The organism is Bacillus marinisedimentorum (genome assembly GCF_001644195.2).
GTDB lineage: Bacteria > Bacillota > Bacilli > Bacillales > Bacillaceae_O > Bacillus_BL > Bacillus_BL marinisedimentorum.
Window position 1 is genome coordinate 74576 of sequence record NZ_LWBL02000041.1, and the last position, 16214, is coordinate 90789.

Annotated in this window: 15 protein-coding genes and 1 pseudogene; 3 read left to right on the plus strand and 13 right to left on the minus strand. The window is 45.0% G+C overall.

Translation table 11 applies throughout. The annotated features are described in order from the left end of the window. The first annotated feature begins 141 nt into the window (after positions 1 to 141). A complete protein-coding gene (locus A4U59_RS12520) occupies positions 142 to 741 on the plus strand; it encodes a spore coat protein (protein ID WP_070120979.1) in 600 nt (199 codons plus the stop codon). An 86-nt stretch (positions 742 to 827) separates the two neighbouring features. Here A4U59_RS12520 and A4U59_RS12525 read toward each other — a convergent pair whose 3' ends face one another. Next, positions 828 to 1817, minus strand: a complete 990-nt coding sequence (locus A4U59_RS12525) for a S41 family peptidase (RefSeq protein ID WP_070120920.1) — start codon at positions 1815 to 1817, stop codon at positions 828 to 830. A 104-nt stretch (positions 1818 to 1921) separates the two neighbouring features. Beyond that, positions 1922 to 2482 (minus strand): GNAT family N-acetyltransferase, encoded by a 561-nt coding sequence (locus A4U59_RS12530; protein ID WP_070120921.1) that lies wholly within the window; start codon positions 2480 to 2482, stop codon positions 1922 to 1924. Positions 2483 to 2719: 237 nt separating this feature from the next. Between A4U59_RS12530 and A4U59_RS12535 the strand changes: the two genes are divergently transcribed. After that, positions 2720 to 3451 carry a YwaF family protein gene (locus A4U59_RS12535; protein WP_070120922.1) on the plus strand — a complete coding sequence of 244 codons (732 nt, stop codon included), beginning with the start codon at positions 2720 to 2722 and terminating at the stop codon, positions 3449 to 3451. A 78-nt stretch (positions 3452 to 3529) separates the two neighbouring features. On the opposite strand, the gene A4U59_RS12540 is transcribed toward A4U59_RS12535, so the two are convergent. The 11 genes and pseudogenes from A4U59_RS12540 to A4U59_RS12585 form a co-directional block, all read right to left on the minus strand. Next, a complete protein-coding gene (locus A4U59_RS12540) occupies positions 3530 to 4492 on the minus strand; it encodes a GNAT family N-acetyltransferase (protein WP_070120923.1) in 963 nt (320 codons plus the stop codon). A gap of 72 nt (positions 4493 to 4564) precedes the next feature. Further along, the gene (locus A4U59_RS12545) at positions 4565 to 5500 is read right to left on the minus strand and encodes an aldo/keto reductase (RefSeq protein ID WP_070120924.1); all 936 of its coding nucleotides are present in this window, start codon (positions 5498 to 5500) and stop codon (positions 4565 to 4567) included. A 46-nt stretch (positions 5501 to 5546) separates the two neighbouring features. Beyond that, positions 5547 to 6113 carry a GNAT family N-acetyltransferase gene (locus tag A4U59_RS12550; protein ID WP_211274936.1) on the minus strand — a complete coding sequence of 189 codons (567 nt, stop codon included), beginning with the start codon at positions 6111 to 6113 and terminating at the stop codon, positions 5547 to 5549. Positions 6114 to 6171: 58 nt separating this feature from the next. Beyond that, positions 6172 to 6249: pseudogene (locus A4U59_RS21765) on the minus strand (tRNA (uracil-5-)-methyltransferase); the annotation flags it as partial. Between the two features lie 179 nt (positions 6250 to 6428). After that, on the minus strand, positions 6429 to 7319 hold the full coding sequence (locus A4U59_RS12555) for a manganese catalase family protein (protein ID WP_070120925.1): 891 nt from the start codon (positions 7317 to 7319) through the stop codon (positions 6429 to 6431). Positions 7320 to 7331: 12 nt separating this feature from the next. After that, positions 7332 to 7688, minus strand: coding sequence for a YuzF family protein (locus A4U59_RS22490; RefSeq protein ID WP_342670197.1), 357 nt, complete (start codon positions 7686 to 7688; stop codon positions 7332 to 7334). 84 nt (positions 7689 to 7772) lie between these two features. Beyond that, positions 7773 to 8807, minus strand: a complete 1035-nt coding sequence (locus tag A4U59_RS12565; protein WP_070120927.1) for a zinc-binding dehydrogenase — start codon at positions 8805 to 8807, stop codon at positions 7773 to 7775. Positions 8808 to 9204: 397 nt separating this feature from the next. Then, the gene (locus tag A4U59_RS12570; RefSeq protein ID WP_070120928.1) at positions 9205 to 10572 is read right to left on the minus strand and encodes a PTS ascorbate transporter subunit IIC; all 1368 of its coding nucleotides are present in this window, start codon (positions 10570 to 10572) and stop codon (positions 9205 to 9207) included. Between the two features lie 36 nt (positions 10573 to 10608). Next, positions 10609 to 10875: a PTS sugar transporter subunit IIB gene (locus tag A4U59_RS12575; protein WP_070120929.1), complete on the minus strand. Its 267-nt coding sequence runs from the start codon at positions 10873 to 10875 to the stop codon at positions 10609 to 10611. A gap of 17 nt (positions 10876 to 10892) precedes the next feature. Continuing rightward, the gene (locus tag A4U59_RS12580) at positions 10893 to 13025 is read right to left on the minus strand and encodes a BglG family transcription antiterminator (RefSeq protein ID WP_070120930.1); all 2133 of its coding nucleotides are present in this window, start codon (positions 13023 to 13025) and stop codon (positions 10893 to 10895) included. A gap of 330 nt (positions 13026 to 13355) precedes the next feature. Then, positions 13356 to 13547: a hypothetical protein gene (locus A4U59_RS12585; RefSeq protein WP_070120931.1), complete on the minus strand. Its 192-nt coding sequence runs from the start codon at positions 13545 to 13547 to the stop codon at positions 13356 to 13358. A 236-nt stretch (positions 13548 to 13783) separates the two neighbouring features. On the opposite strand from A4U59_RS12585, the gene A4U59_RS12590 reads away from it, so the two are divergent. Next, the gene (locus A4U59_RS12590; RefSeq protein ID WP_070120932.1) at positions 13784 to 16204 is read left to right on the plus strand and encodes an HET-C-related protein; all 2421 of its coding nucleotides are present in this window, start codon (positions 13784 to 13786) and stop codon (positions 16202 to 16204) included. Positions 16205 to 16214 lie beyond the last annotated feature (10 nt).

The following is a 16214-nucleotide window of genomic DNA, read 5'->3' on the forward strand; positions in this document are numbered from 1 at the left end:
AACGGCACCTTTTGTACAAAATGGAAATTTATCCTACAATCTCACACATATTCACTCCAAAACTGAGCACCCTAACCCTGTAAACGACTATCACTTACAGGAGGGATTCACTTGGAAAACCAAAACCAACAGCAAAACCAAATGCAGCCAGGGCAGCAAATGCCGCCAAACGCAAGCATGAACCACGGAGGGCATGAGATACTTGATGCCCACGAAGCCATTTCCGGCCTCATCGGCATGCTGGAGCAGTATCAGATGTACAGTCAACACATCCAGGATCAAGAGTTAAAGGATATTGCCCAGCGCCAAACTGCTTTCGCAACACAAACCTACAATACCATCGTCGAAAGTTTCCAGACTGGCCAGGATCCATCAACGCCGACACAGCAGTACAAAATGCAGCAAGACAACAATGTCACATACGGCCTGAAGCCTGGACAGCCAAAGAAACCGAAACAGTCGGTTAATGAATTAACGGATGAGTGCTTTTCCGGCTTCATGCTTGGCCAAACGAAGGGCCTTGCTTCCATGCTGTCCATGACAGCTCTGGAAATGACAAACCCTGTGCTGCGCCGCGTCTTTGCCGACAGCATCCCGAATTTCATTGAAATGAGTTACGAAACGTTCCTTTACCAAAATAAAAACGGCTACTACCAAGTACCGCAATTGAAGGAACAGGATATGACCCAGATGCTGCAAAGCTATACGAAAGCACCGCAGACAGGTAATATGCCGCATTAAACGAAGTGCCTGTCACTTCCCGATATTTGTCGATAATCGACAAAATCCGGGGAGTGACAGGCACTTTATTTCCATTGTCATAACCCCTAAACTCTTTCGCTGAGTTCTTCCTTCACTTCGTCTAAAGTGCGCATTGCCAGCTTTAACGTTCCCTGTTCGACATCTGCCTTCAATTTCTGAAGAGCCGATTTATAGGCATAATCAAAAGCTTCATCAGCAGGCACTTCGATATCCGGCTTCACACCGACACCTTCCCAGTCCGTCCCTGTTACCGGATTGATCACCCTTCCATTTGGGATAAATACCTGTACATGATCTTCCAGTCGATAACTGTCGACAGTATGAGCCCCGCCATAGGTTGTTTCACCAACTAACGTTGCACGCTTCAGCTGCTGCAAATCGTAAGCACATTCTTCCGCACCGGAAAAAGTACTATTGCTGGTTAAAACATATAAAGCCTTATCAAGATACCGGGCCCCCGGCAGATACGGCAGCGTCCAGCTCTGCTGCATACGATCTCCCTCTCTGAAATAAAAAGTGTTCAGAAGTACAGGCTTTGGTGGGAAAAAATAGCTGAGGAGCAGCGCCACCATGTCCGATTCTCCCCCGCCGTTTTGACGCAAATCCAAAATAAGTGCATTGGTCTTCGCCAAAAACGCCATAGCCGCATGGCAAGTCTCTGCCGCCATATATGGCGGATAAAATAGCCTCAAGTCCAGGTATCCGATGTTACCAGGGAAACGCTCCACCTTTACAAATCCAAAATTATATTCTTCAGTCGTCTGTTTATCCGGTTCCCACATATCAATCTTCTTGTCTTTTTCTTCTTCAGGAAGAACCTGTTGACTGTACTCTACAATCAAATGTTTATCCTTGCTGACCTCCTGCAGCTGCTCCGTTAACAATCGGCAAAGATCAGCCAGGCTCTCCATCTCATCATAAGCTCCTGAAGATATGTTCTTGTTGATATGCTCTGTCATCTTCTCTGCTGCTTCCGGAAAGACGTACTTGCTCTGTAAAGTATCCAATAGATTATTCAAAAGTTTTGATTTTCTTTGTCCGTTGATTTTGTCCATTCTTTTTTCGCCTCCTATTGTTGCTGGTTTTTTATATTCAGAGTAAAAGGTGCTTGCCCCCAGGTTCTTTAAAGCACCGGGGGTCAGGCACCTTATTTGGCACTTCATTTCACAAATTCCTCGCTCGTCAACCCAAACAGCCATTCATCATGATAACGCCCATTACCGTAAACCATTTGCCTCCTTACCCCTTCCTGGACACAACCGAGCTTTTCCAGCATCCGCGCTGACGCGATATTCCCCTCCAGCACCTGGCCGTAATACTTATTCAGCCTCCGTTCCAGGAAGGCATAATGCAATACAATAGCCATCGCAGCGGTCCCATAGCCTTTTCCTCTATGATCGCGGTCAATTTGCAGCCCGATACTGAACGTCCCGTTTCTTTCATCAATACTATTCAGATTGATGCCTCCCACATTTTCACCTTGCAAATTTTCTACGGTGAACATAATGCGTCGAGTACCCGGTTTGAAATCGATGAACGTTTCAGCAAATCGCTGTGCTTCCGCCACGGTCGGAGGTAATTCCACTTCATAATTCAACAAGCGTCTTGCGGGTGAATCAAACCGATTGTAATAGTGACCTTCCCAATCATCCTGTTCAATCGCTCGCAAACGGACAAAATCATTTTGCCAGAAATAATGATCAAACTGTATTTCTCTCACTGTGTTTCCTCCCTCTTGGTAATGCGGCCAATTCGCCAGCCGCCTTCTGAAACGGCTGTCAAAACCGATATTACCCGCATCGGCGCCTTCTGTTATTATGCATTTAGGGCTTTTCGTATGGTATATATTTAAAACAAGATGATTCACGGGAATGACCAGGCATGTTACAGGGAAAAGGTTTGTATGAACCGCTCTCTCTTACGCAACATAATAGCAATTTGATTAGGAGGGAGAAGGATGAGCAGGTATTTTCAACAAGATGGGACAAAGCCTTTCGAACTGTTTTCCACAACCCATCTGTTAACGTTAACGGCATTGATCCTCATACTATTTTTCATTTTTTTATTTCGTAAGCCATTAAGGCAGAAAAGGCTGAATCTAATGCTGCGCCTGGTTATTTTTCTTGCGCTATTCATTTCCGAAATCAGCCTGCATACCTGGTTAGGCTGGGTTGGCATTTGGGATATCAGGTATTCCTTGCCTCTTCACCTTAGCAGTCTATCTTTGATCCTTTCATCCATTTTAATCTTAACAAAAAGCTATTTCTTATTTGAATTCACCTACTTTGCAGGTGTAGGAAGTGCATTGCAGGCGATGATCACCCCGGATCTGAGCCAGTATACGTTTCCGCACTTCCGCTATATTCACTTTTTTGTTTCTCATGGTGCAATTGTGGCTGCAAACGTCTGGATGATTTTTGTAGAAAAATTCAAACCGACCGCCCGTTCCTTATGGAGAGCATTTCTAATCCTAAACATCTATACATTTCTTATTTTCATCCTGAATTTTTTATTAAACGGCAATTACATGTTCATTTCCAAAAAGCCGGTTAATCCATCAATTATTGATTATCTTGGCCCCTGGCCATTTTATATTATCCCTTTAGAAATGATTACATTGCTGACATTCTGGCTATTATATCTCCCTTTTATGATTGCAAATAGAAAAAAGGGCAGCGGAAGCAACTGATGGCACCCGGGAGTGACAGGCACTCATGTCACTCCCCGTTATGTCAGCGGCACAACCCGGGTAATGACAGCACTCAATTTACCGTCTCACATTCCTATCATCCAAATACCTGATCAAGGAATAGCAAACAGGGCGGAAATGAGTCATCCAGAACGTTCTCGCAGACTGATTGGCAGATTCGAAGTCGACTGATAACCGTTCATAGCCGTTATTCGATGCATAACGTTCCACATGATGCAGCAGCGCCTTGCCAATGCCCAAACCCCTGAACGCAGCCATCGTATGGGTTTCCTTTATCGCAAGCGTCTGCCTGTCCCGAACGATTGTGCACGCATTGTCGGCACCGCTTTCCGTGTTCATGATCGCGACGATGACACCCTCCCTTTCTGCCACTGTGACTGTCAGATCAGGATGATCAAACCAGCTCAGGATGGCCTCCCTCGTATATTTATTCCGTTGCGGCAAAAAAATCGGGGCAGAAGCAAGATAGGTTTCGTGTTCATCTAGTAAATCCACCAATTGACCCGCGTCTCCAGGGTGCCCGTTTCTGATATGGATTCCCTCTTGTTCAGCCTCCCCCACCGCTTGAACTTCCCTTACACCGTCAACAACGTGCATCCCGTACCCGTTCCAAAACAACTGATCGATCCTCTTCTGCTCGTTGCCCAATGCCGTAATGGCGTGGACAATGCACCCATCTTGCAGCCACCTGGAAGAAATGGCAGCGTACATCTTCTCAAATACCGCGTCTGCATTCTCCCCGGATGCGCCATGCGCCCATTCCGGTGTATACACCCCGCAATTCGAACTCTTAAACTCCGCTATTTTGAAACCGGCTAAATATCCGATGACCTCCCCTTCTGCTATGGCAACGACACCCTCATTGCTCATTAGCATGTCTTTCAGCAACCTGGACACAACTTCTTTCTCTTCATACTTATCCGGAAGAAGCGGATACTGGTTTCGGGCCTTCTGATACTGATGGACAAAAATCTCCGCCGCCTGTTCCGCATGCATAGCTTCCATATTTGCGATGATCATCCTCAACGCCCCCGCCCTTTACACTGCCGATTCAGTTCAACAGCATCTTCTCTCATGTTTATATCATTCCACTTACCATCCAAGCGGCTGATGTTCGAGTTCTTCCTTCCAAAGCTGCTCCAATTTTTCAACTGTTGCCTCTGGCATCTGTTTTTCCGCTGAAGAGAGGTTCCCAATTAATTGTTCCAGACTTTTGGCACCGGGAATAACGGTCGAAACCTCTTTAAAATGAAGAATGAAACGGAGGGCGGCCTGTGCCATTGATTCCCCCGGTTCAAGCAGCTCCCTGACAACCGGAAGCAGCTCAGCTCGTTTACTCAGCTGCTCCTTGCTCCAGCGGCTGCGGATGTCCGAAAACTCACTGTTTGCATCATATTTGCCGGAAAGCCAGCCCGAATCGAGCGGCACCTTGATAATCAGGCCGGCTCCCGCTTCTTCCGCTTTCTTGAAGGCCTGCTTAGGTTCCTGGTGAAAAATATTGAACATCACCTCAATCACCTGGCTGCCAGTTGATTCAAGCAATTTCTCCATTTCCTTCGCTGTATCAACGGAAGCACCGTACGCACGGATTTTCCCTTCCTTTTTCAGCTGTTCAAGTTCCGCAAAATGGCCACCCTCCCCGGATAAATCATCAAAAGGAGGATTATGAAGGAGGACGGAATCGAGATAATCGGTTTCCAGCCTGCTCAAGCTCGCCTCCACAGATTGACGGATCAGATTGGGGTCGTAGTTGACGGACCCATCCGAATGATGGCCGAATTTGGAACTGATGACCGCTTCACTTCTTTTCCCTTTCAGCGCCTTACCAAGTATAGTCTCACTGTTTCCCAACCCATAGTTAGGTGCCGTATCAAAAAAGGTGCAGCCCTGTTCCAGCGCTTCATGAACAAGCCTGATCCCTTCTGTTTCCGTCGTTCCGGACCAGTCCTGCGCATTGCCCAGCTGCCATGCCCCAAAACCGACTTCGGATACCTCAATTCCCGTCTTTCCAAGTTGCCGCCGTTTCATTTTCCGTCCCCTTTCTTATCAATAATCTGTGATTTACAGGTTGTACTCATAATCTCTTGGATAAATGATAAAGCTTATGATCTTTAGGGCAATCCTCTAATACACCAAAAATTTCATAGCCATTTTTCAAATAAAAATCTTTTGCCTGAAAATCATATGTACTCAAATAGGCAAGATGACACCCCATCTTTCTTGCCTCGGTTTCTACAACATCTAATAGTTGGTTCGCAATTCCTCGATTACGATATTCCTCTTTCACCCATAATGTTTCAATGCTTAGAATATTCCATAACGCTGAACATGCCAGTATCCCGCCGATAATATCCCCATTCTCATCTTTTATGCATCTGTTAATGTCAATAAACGGCTTTTCCTGGGAAAGCGGTATCGATTCAAGATTGTAGTTTAGCAACCTGTTTCCGATATACTCAGTTTCTTCCTCTATCGGAGTTGATATTTTATACCTAAAGTCCATTTTCATCACACCTCTATAAATGTGAATAACATTTAACAAAAATAATTTAATATGGGGACCAGAGGGACAGGTCCACTGTTTCATAAAAATCAGACGGGATAAGGCACCTGTCCCCATAGGCAGCTCATCTTTCCTCATCGTTTAAATCTTCTATTTCACCAGCCGAATACCTTTTTTAGAATAATAATGCTTAATTGAGGTCACGAGCCACCGTCGCCGGATTACACGAAACATAAACAATCCGCTCCGGCTTCATCTCTAGCATCGCCGAGAGGGACAGGTCCACTGTCCTATATAAAATCAGACGGGACAAGGTACCTGTCCCTTTGTCCCTCTCAATGGTCATTAAAAAAGACTCCGGCTCAATACCGGAATCATCCATTAGCTGCTCAAATAAGGCACCCTCTTTTTAATTCTGTCCATTTTAATTGCGACTCTTTCCCCTTATTTATGTTATAGGTTTTCCATCAACTTTTTGTAGATGCGTTGGTAGTCATCCCTGTCGATCCCGGGAGCGAACTGCTCAGGAAGATCATCCAGGTCAGGGATCGGTGCTCCTTTTGGTGTCCCTTCGATTACTTTTAATTGTTCGCCGGTCTCCGGGTTGGTGCCCTTCCAAATCTGCTTAATATCCTTATAATCACTATCACTCCAAGTATATAAAATGTTATTTAATCCTTGTTCTTCATATTTGCGGGCATAATCAAATTGAGAATTATCCAAGTTGGGCACTGGCAACATTTTCTTCACATCAACACCGGTTACTATCTCGATTGCTTTGGCATAAGCAAGTGCATGGGTCCCGCCCCGAACAAGAAGGTAACCAATCATTTCACGAGCTGTAGGGTGATCAGTCATTTCGTAAACCCGCATTTTATGGGTGCGGGCTCCCAGCTCCAAGAAAAAGTTATGCATGAGGTCGAGCACCAGGTTTCCACTGTTAAAGACATAATCACCTGTCCAGGATTTACCCATTGAGTCCCCCGGCAGTGCTGTCTGAGCTGTGGCGATGAACTGGTACGTATTCCGTTTGTCCAGTCCGCCTCTTAGCGGTGTAGTGTCAGGATCTCCGGGGAAAGTGATTCCCCTTGTCAATAAGTTGATCGTGTTATTCACTAGCTCTACATGGCCAAATTCCTCTGCAGTTATACTGGCCACAAGGTCATAGAATGGTTTGAGCTTCTTTTTATTTCTGAATGCAAAGGATTGATACATGTAATTATTGAGTGTAGACATTTCACCAAAACGTCCCCCGAGCAATTCCTGGACTGCAGCCGCAGCATTAGCATCTCCATGAGCAGGTATCGTGAGCTCAATTTGCATACGGTCAATTCGTTTGAACATATCTTTCCCTCCTTACCCCTGGGAAGGTGAGACCCATACTATTTGTTGAGTTCTGACGAAAAAAGGAACTTGATTGACTTCGATAACAATATGATCAGGCATTACTGTCTGAAGCCTTCCCCTTAAAGACCCTCGGGTTGTTTCTACAACGATCCTTTTACCCTGAATGGACAATAATGTCTGGTAGACATAGGGATCGATCCAGGAAAGCATCGATGATTGCTGTTCGTGCATATGCTCAACCACCTCCTTGGCTCTAAAGGGATTATATGCACAGAATTTCATTTTTATTTCCTGTAACTTATATGTGGATAGTAAAACTGATTTAATAGTGCCTGTCACTTCTCGAAGTTTGTCGATATTCGACATATACCGGGAAGGTATAAAACGGTATAAAAGATCCCTGGCCCCGGAGCGTTATCGCGGCCGGGGCCAGGAATCTTAATGAGCATTTTAAGGGAGTAATACGATCTTCCCTACCTTCCCTTTATGTTTAAAATAAACTTGGGCTTCTTTCACTTTTTCCAAAGGAAAGGTCTTATCAATGACCGGCTTGATTTTGCCTTCGGAGACCGCTTGAAGCATTTCTTTAAATTCTTCTCTCGTCCCTAACACGGATCCATACATTGTAATATGTTTTAAATACAGCGTTCTAAAATCAAGATTTGTCTTTTGACCGCCGGCAGATCCGGAAATACAGAACTTTCCCCCTTTTTTCAGAACCTGAAGAGCTGCGGAAAACAAAGCATCTCCCACCACATCCAAAACCGAGTCGATCGGGCCGCCATTCACTTTTAAAATTTCTTTTTGTAAATTATCGGATCTGTAGGATAATACGTGCGCTGCCCCTAATTCCTTCATTCTTTCTTCACCTTCTAAATCGCCAATTATGGCAATAACCTTAGCTCCAAACACTTTAGAGGCAATTTGCACATTCAATGATCCAACTCCGCCGTTTGCCCCTGTGACCATAACTGTCTCGCCAGGTTTCACTTGAATTTGTTTGACCATATGCCATGCCGTCAACCCGCTTACTGAAAAAACGGCACTTTCCAAATAAGTGGAAAGGGGCATCTCAAAACAAAGGTCAGCAGGCCACACCACATATTCAGCATAACCCCCGTCATATTCCGACCCTATAAAAGACATGTCTTCAGAGATATGTTCAGTCCCCTCTTCTCCAGTGGAAGTGAAAGGGAACAAAACGACACTCTTTCCTGCCAGGGATTCATCTGCTTGGCCGCCAACTTCAACAATTTCTCCAGCTATATCTGATCCGGGTATACGCGGGAACTGAACCCCTTCTGGCCGCCAGCCGGACTTGGAATCGGTGCCATAAGCCCCTTCTCTCATCCAGATTTCCGTATTATTAATGGCACATGCCTTCACTTTCACAAGAACTTCATTTGCTTTCGGCTCCGGCCTGGGAATTTCGACTACTCTTAACTTGTCTACGTCCCCATACCCTGTGACTTGTACAGCCCTCATTACTTCATCACCTTTTCATGAATTTCAATTCTATTGTTATATTGCGCTCATAGGGTGTGAATGATTCGAGGGGCAGGTCCAATGTCCCAAAAAACCAAAAGGGACAAGGTGCCTGTCCCCCTTGTCCCCCATCTTTTCAATTGGCTCTGTTAAACGTTAGTGTTGATTTCCGTTGCAGGTACTCGCTTTCACCATAGGCACAAGTGCGACATCTGTTCCTGCTTCCCTCCGGTCGCACTCACAGTGTCTTCTTTGCCGCGGGGCGGGCGGTGAGCATCCTCATCGCTATCGCTCTTGCGGGGTCTCACCTGTCCCGCTAGTCCCGCCGGAGTCTCGCACCTTCCACTCCAATCAACTAGTGTAAAAATTAACAATGAGCTTTAACACAGCCTTTCAATTAAGCAGCCGGAGCTTTATCTTTATTTCCCTTCGTATGGCGTTTCCAGCCAAGAAGGAACATGACACCGAGCACGCCTAAAATCGCAGTAATGGCTAGCGTGTTCGATTCGATCAGTCTAATCAAGTTTCCAAGCACAATTCCGACTGCACCGAAATCTGCATCTCCAAATGTTGTGCCTTCAAATCCGAGAGACCCGAGAACCGGGAGCAGCAGGGCTGGAAGAAAACTGATGATGACTCCATTGGCCATGGAGCCAAAGACGGCCCCTTTTCGTCCACCGGTCGCATTGCCGAATACGCCCGCCGCTGCGCCTGTGAAGAAGTGAGGAACGAGCCCCGGGACAATCACTTTCAAGCCGAACAGCGGCAAGAAAAGCATGCTGACCAGGCCTGCAACAAAGCTGCTCAAGAAGCCGATAATCACTGCATTTCCCGCGAACGGAAACACAGCCGGGCAATCAAGGGCCGGTTTGGCATTTGGCACAATCCGGTCCGCAATCCCTTTAAATGCCGGAACAATTTCCCCCAGGAGCATCCGTACACCGGCAAGAATGATGTAAACCCCTACGGCGAAGGTAAGGCCTTGCATAAAGGAAAAGACAAGGAAGTTTTGGCCGCCGCTCAGTTCCGTTTCAATATATTGAGGCCCTGCAAAGAAAGCTACGACAAAGAATAACAGGACCATTGTGAGTGAGACAGAAACCGACGTGTCCCGTAGAAAACCTAAAGACTTTGGAACTTTCAGCTCTTCTGTTGATTTGGAATTTTTCCCGACAGCTTTTCCAACAAGCGCCGACACCAGGTACCCAACTGACCCGAAGTGCCCGACTGCAAAATCATCAGATCCTGTTATCTTTCTTGTGAACGGCTGCAGCATCGCCGGTGAAAGCACCATCAATGAGCCAAGGATAATGGAACCGATGATCACCATCGGAACCCCCGTAATGCCGCCCGTAACCAGGATTACCGAAATCATCGCTGCCATGAACATCGTGTGATGGCCTGTTAAAAAGATATATTTGAATGGTGTGAAACGGGCAAGTAAAATATTCACAACCATTCCGAACAGCATGACCATTGCTGTTTCCGCGCCAAAGCTTTCCTGGGCAAGGGCTACAATTGCCTCGTTGTTCGGAATAACGCCATCAACAGAAAATGCTTTGTTGAACATACTGCTGAATTGGCCCAAAGATTGGACAAGTACATTCGCACCTGCTCCGAGAATGACGAATCCCATCACGGTTTTCAACGTACCCGAAGTGACATCTGCGATATTCTTCTTTTGGATGAGAAGGCCGAACAATGCAAACAATCCCACAAGAATGGCAGGTGAACCTAAAATGTCCTTCATTATGATATCAACCACGTTATAACCTCCCAAATATATTTGCCTTTATTAAAATTAAACGTTCGCCTCCAACGCTTCACGCAATTCATTCTTGTCCATCAGGTTTTTGAGTTTCACTACATTCGGATGGACTTCCGCCAGTTTATCGACAATGTCTTCCGATCCGATGAAAATATCAGCCTGTTCCGTCTTTGCAGTGGAAAGGTCGGTATGGGTGACTTCCGCTTCCCTTCCCATCTCCTTCAAAAGTGCTTTCGCATTCATTTCGACGATCATACTGCTTCCCAGTCCATTTCCGCACACGACTATAATTTTTTTCATCATTACTTCCTCCTTGGTTAATAGGTTTTAGTCTTGCTTTCATTTTGTTCTATAATGCCGACCACTTCTTTCGGGCTGGCTGCCGCGATGAGCCGGTCGATATTTTCTTCATCCGATAGCATTTCAGATAGCTGAGCAAGCGCTTTCAGATGCGTCTGATTGTCAATAGCCGCAAGCACAATGATCAAATTGGCGCGATGTTTTTCTTTTTCAGAAAAATGTACTGGTTCCTTGAGCAAGAGTAAACTCATCCCCAATCGCTTCACGCCTTCTTCAGGTCTCGCGTGAGGAAGGGCAATCCTTGGGGCGATTACAATATAAGCTCCCATTTTTTTCACGTTATCAATCATCGCTTCGATATATTCTTCCTGGATGTAGTCTTGTTCAACCAACGGTTCTGCTGCGATTTGAATCGCTTCTTCCCAACTGGAAGCACGATCCTGGAAACGTATTGTCTGCTCAGTCAATAATTCTTTAAGCATAGGCTTCCTCGGCTCCTTTTTCTTTATTGGAGCATCCTTTTCCAACAGAAAGGATAACTCTGCCTTTAGATTTGTCCGTTCGTGAATCGTGGCATGCTTTTCAACAACATCCATGATTTCATCGGCTAAGTCCCGTTCTTGCTGAGGAGCTTTTCCATCCAGCAACTCATTCATTTGCTGAAGAATTTGCTCTTTTTCCACATTTGTTAAAATAGCGGGCACATAAATGATTGGAATATGTTCAGACTTTATAAATGTTGTGGAGAAAATGATATCCGCTTCCTGCTCATTTGCAAGGAACTGCCGCACAGATGCTGTTTTCGTGACATCAAGACCGGCAACCAAATTTTCCAATTGGGTTTTTAAGAGGTTGGAAGTGCCGATTCCATTCTCACAAACAATAATGGCTCTATATTTCGTTTCGATTTGCTTTTCCTCTCTTGCCAGCCAGCCGATGAAATGCATGGTGATGTATGCTGCTTCCTCTGGAGGCACAGGCTTCCCCACAAAGTATTCAAGGTGAAGGATGACCCGCTTTGTCAATTGGTAGATATCCTTGTAATTGTTTTGGATGCTTTCTGCCAGGTCGTTTCCAATCCTGACGCCATACTTCAACCGGTAATAGGCGGGTTTTATATGAAGAACCAGGTTATCTTCCAATTCGCCAACATCGTCGAAGATGACACCGGCATAGGACTGAAAATCCCTGATCATCCTTGCGACAACATCCCTTAACCCCTTCATTTCCTGCTCTGTGTAATTGCCTAAATCATCAGGCTGAATTTTCGAACCGAGCAAGTGCATCGTGAAAAAACAAACTTCATCTTCACGGAAGGAAATGCTGCGCTGCGCCGATAATTTCTCCATGATTTTTTTCGCAGCTTTGTAGTATTCGGTCTGCTGAAGAACTTTCTTCTCTTCAGCGTTGACCTCAACGTGTTTACCGGCCTGGACCCTTTTTAAAATTATCATCAATTGCAGGGAGAGCATTTCCACCATTTCATCTGTCAGGGTGTACCCGATTTCTCTCTCAGCATCATAAATGAGCTTTCGGATTTCACTCCGTTCCCCTTCTTCATCAACTGTCTTCTCCGGGCCGGATTGGATCATCTCATACACTTTTCCCCTCACCGTGTGCCAGTCCTTATTCAGCAAAATCCTGGACAACACATCGGATAACAGCGTCCGCTTCGCTTCTTCCGGCCCTTCCACAACATAACCTTTTCCTCTCTGGTACCGCAGGTGAATGGCATGCTGCTGCAACGTTTTCTTGACCTTTTTCAGATCGCTGACAATCGTTCCGCGGCTCATGTTCGTCAGATCCATGAAAGATTTTGTAGAGGAAGCTTCCTCCTCTGCCAGTACCTTTGCAAGAATCAACAAGATCCGCTCCTGCTCGGAATATTGATATTCCCAGTCACTGAACGTGTACTGCGCGTCCACTTTCAGTTTTCCTTTTGATCCCTCCGGCAAGAAAAACCCCTGGCCATGGACATTTTTAACCGTTTCAAGACCTTGACTCTCCAGCCATGCATTGATTTGATCCAGATCATAATATACAGTCCGCTGTGATATCCCGATTTTCCGCATTAACTCTTCCGTTTTGACCGGATCCGGCGATTGCTGAATAATGGATAACATGTACGCGCGTCTTTTATCCAAAACCATGAAAGGATCCTCCTGTTCAAATTAGCAAATTTGCATTTTTGCACTTTTATAAAATATGATGATCATCTATGGATTCATTATATAACGCTTTCATAAGGGATGTAAGGGCTTTCGTTGACCAGAAATTGTTGTGTATGAATTTGCAAGATTGCACACAAAAGCACTTATTCCCTAATGATTGGGAATAAGTGCATAAAAAATACATAAAGGTATGAAAATTTTTTATGGATTAACAATGGCTGGAAATATTTCAGTGATTTACACATATAAAGAAACAGGGGACGGTTCTGCATCTGCAAAACCGTCTCCTGTTTCTTTCTCAGTATAATCCTAATCAACAACCCGCGCCACGTCACGACCACAGGTTTTACACTTCCCCTTCAGGACAATGCCCATTTCACTATCCTCAATAATAAAACCAACAATCGATGTTTCACCTGAACAATTGCCGCACCAGACGTTGTTCAGCAACTCATTTCGGACGTCTTTTGGGATTGCCATCCATTTTTTGTTTGCTTCCATGATAACCCCTCTTTCTTTCAGGTTCTCCTCTGCCTATTGAGAACCATCGAGTTAAACTAACTCCAATTTGACCACATATTCCACCAGCGTGTCAAAGCAGGGACAGGTCCACTGTCCCATAAAAATCAGACGGGACAAGGTACCTGTCCCTCCCTCTAAACTAATTAAAGGGTTTTTTAACAAATGATTGAAGTAATCTTTATAATCATTTGTTAATTGATGAAAGGAGGTTAGATATGAACACCCATGGACATGAAGATGTCGCCAAAACAGCAGGAATCCCGTTGTTGGAGGAGGCTATTGGGAAAAATAATCGGAGTATCCATGCATTCTATTTGGGGAACTGGCTGACGGATGTCAGTCAAGCTGTTGATCCCGTCGCCTATGCAGCCAGCTCGAATAAGATTAAACAGGGAATTGAATCATCGATAAAAGACGTAAAGAACTCCATTAATGCTGTCCTGGATGAAGTAGTGTCAACTATTTATGAAATCAATGAATCCGCTGGAGACTTTGCCCTCAAATCACTCAAACCAGACATAGACCCCTACCTCAAAGGCATTAAGAGTAACTTGCATAACAATATCGATTTTTTATTTAAGGCTCAGAATGATGAACGCAACTCACGGGTAGCGAAGTTTTTCCGGGATGCTTTCTTAATCACTGGTTATTTCAAATTTGTTCATCCAGATTCTTCCACGACAGATCAACGATTGGATTTCGATTGTTTTATGAGTGTCTTTGGACGTCCAAACAATACCAGGGGAAGCACGAATCAATCACCGGCAGATGACCGCCCTGGCGCCTATACACAATATTACCCATTCGAACACCTTGACCGTCCAGAAATTCTTCCATCACAGAACCCCTCCATTTATGCACCAGGAAAACAAACTCCAAAGAAACCATTTCGTGTCGCTTCAGGAAAAAAGGCAGGGACGAGATCCCCCCGCAACAAGAAGAGAATAGACCCTGACTTGTACTCCTATTTGCGCGACGATATTGAAATGACTGCAGGATTGTTGTCAGAAGTGGACCTTGCTTTTAAAAACGCCTTTAAGAAAGGGATTAAAGAAGACGACCCAGATTGGAACATCACACTTGCAAAACTGGGACACGCCCTGCATCAAGTTGAGGATTTCTTTGCTCATTCCAATTGGGTTGAGCTTGCCGCAAAACGCCTGGGGTCTTATTTCATTTCCGGCATCATCCCGCCGAAGACCGACAACGAAATGATCGACCGCACTTACACGACTTATAAAAAACGCTTGAAACGACACCTCACTGCACCGCTATCCGATTGGAGCAAGCACCCTGACGAGGATTGGGTAGTAACAGGATACTTCGATTTTAAAGACACGATTCTCTCCTTAGCACATTTAACGGAAGAATTATGGGGCGGCAAGGTGCCTGATCCGTATGCAAAGGGACACCAGCTGTTCCAATCAGGAAAGAAATATGCAAGCAATCCCTCAAAAATCGAGCAAAAAATACAGAAAACCATTCGGGATACGCTGGAATTTATCAATAATCCAAAACAGGCCGTGGAGGATGAGGACAACAAGATCGCCCAGAAGTACAAAAAGAAATATGGAACAGATATAAAGAACTTAAGAAAACCGACGATTTCGAGGTTGATTGCTGTACAGGTGGCCCGTGAAACTACTTATCTGAATAAAGCACCCACGGAAGTGCAGGAAGCATTTTTAAACGTGATCGTCGAAGGAAGCAGAGCGTATTCCATCCATAAACTAAGCAAGTCGCTATACGAAGCGATTACGGATATCACCGCTTTTGTCACCAGTCCAATCGCTTTTTTGCAAAAATGGCTTCCTGAAAAATTCAAAAAAATCTTGATGAACGCTTTCAAATTTTATGCAAAAGAACGATTTTATGAATGGATCGGCTCAGGCAGGATTGGCTGCCATTCCCTTTTGGCGAAAGATCACGGAACCGAGCCTTTCTATAAAAAAATGAGGGAATGCTCCGTAGCCGTCCATTGGTATATTGTCAAAACGATGCTCCGTTGGAAGGATGACGAGGATGCCGACTACATTGATTGGTTGGAATTACTGGAATATTTTCTCCGAAATCCACTTCCTCCAAAAAAGGGATACCGTGCAGTCAAAGGATATGTGCCCGTAACAATTGTACATACTGTCCAACACAAGGAACAGCTGAAAGCAACTGACCGAAAGTATTCATTGGAAGATAAGTATAAGAAAAGTGCAATGGAACCGGATCAGTTTACCTGGAGGACAATAGCAGACGCAAATTTCAATACGTACGGGTTCTCATTGAAAAAAACGCAAACAATCATTAACCACACGCTTCGGAACAGCGTCTGGGGAGTACCTGTGGCGCCACCTAACTATGCATTTAAAAAAGGGGTAAGTTTGTTGATCCCTCAACAAAAGGCAGCAGCTACATTTTTTGTGCCGATCAAAGATGATAATCCCTGGTTTACTGAGGTGCTGAATAAAGGCTGGAAAGTATTTCGCGGGTATGATGACCCGGAAAACAACCAGTCTGTTGAGCCGCTTAAACACCATGCTCCAATCAAGATATCTCTCAACGAAGTAAAAAAAATCATAAGCCGCGGGAAAAAGCTTCGTATGGAAGCCCGAAAAGCGTACCGTCCCACAAATGCCAAATAGAAAGGGGAAA

Coding starts and splice junctions, on each gene's coding strand:
- A4U59_RS12520 (WP_070120979.1), top strand. CDS start 142: ATGCAGCCAGGGCAGCAAATGCCGCCAAACGCAAGCATGAACCACGGA.
- A4U59_RS12525 (WP_070120920.1), bottom strand. CDS start 1,817: ATGGACAAAATCAACGGACAAAGAAAATCAAAACTTTTGAATAATCTA.
- A4U59_RS12535 (WP_070120922.1), top strand. CDS start 2,720: ATGAGCAGGTATTTTCAACAAGATGGGACAAAGCCTTTCGAACTGTTT.
- A4U59_RS12540 (WP_070120923.1), bottom strand. CDS start 4,492: ATGATCATCGCAAATATGGAAGCTATGCATGCGGAACAGGCGGCGGAG.
- A4U59_RS12545 (WP_070120924.1), bottom strand. CDS start 5,500: ATGAAACGGCGGCAACTTGGAAAGACGGGAATTGAGGTATCCGAAGTC.
- A4U59_RS12550 (WP_211274936.1), bottom strand. CDS start 6,113: ATGAGGAAAGATGAGCTGCCTATGGGGACAGGTGCCTTATCCCGTCTG.
- A4U59_RS12555 (WP_070120925.1), bottom strand. CDS start 7,319: ATGTTCAAACGAATTGACCGTATGCAAATTGAGCTCACGATACCTGCT.
- A4U59_RS22490 (WP_342670197.1), bottom strand. CDS start 7,688: ATGTCGAATATCGACAAACTTCGAGAAGTGACAGGCACTATTAAATCA.
- A4U59_RS12565 (WP_070120927.1), bottom strand. CDS start 8,807: ATGAGGGCTGTACAAGTCACAGGGTATGGGGACGTAGACAAGTTAAGA.
- A4U59_RS12575 (WP_070120929.1), bottom strand. CDS start 10,875: ATGAAAAAAATTATAGTCGTGTGCGGAAATGGACTGGGAAGCAGTATG.
- A4U59_RS12580 (WP_070120930.1), bottom strand. CDS start 13,025: ATGGTTTTGGATAAAAGACGCGCGTACATGTTATCCATTATTCAGCAA.
- A4U59_RS12585 (WP_070120931.1), bottom strand. CDS start 13,547: ATGGAAGCAAACAAAAAATGGATGGCAATCCCAAAAGACGTCCGAAAT.
- A4U59_RS12590 (WP_070120932.1), top strand. CDS start 13,784: ATGAACACCCATGGACATGAAGATGTCGCCAAAACAGCAGGAATCCCG.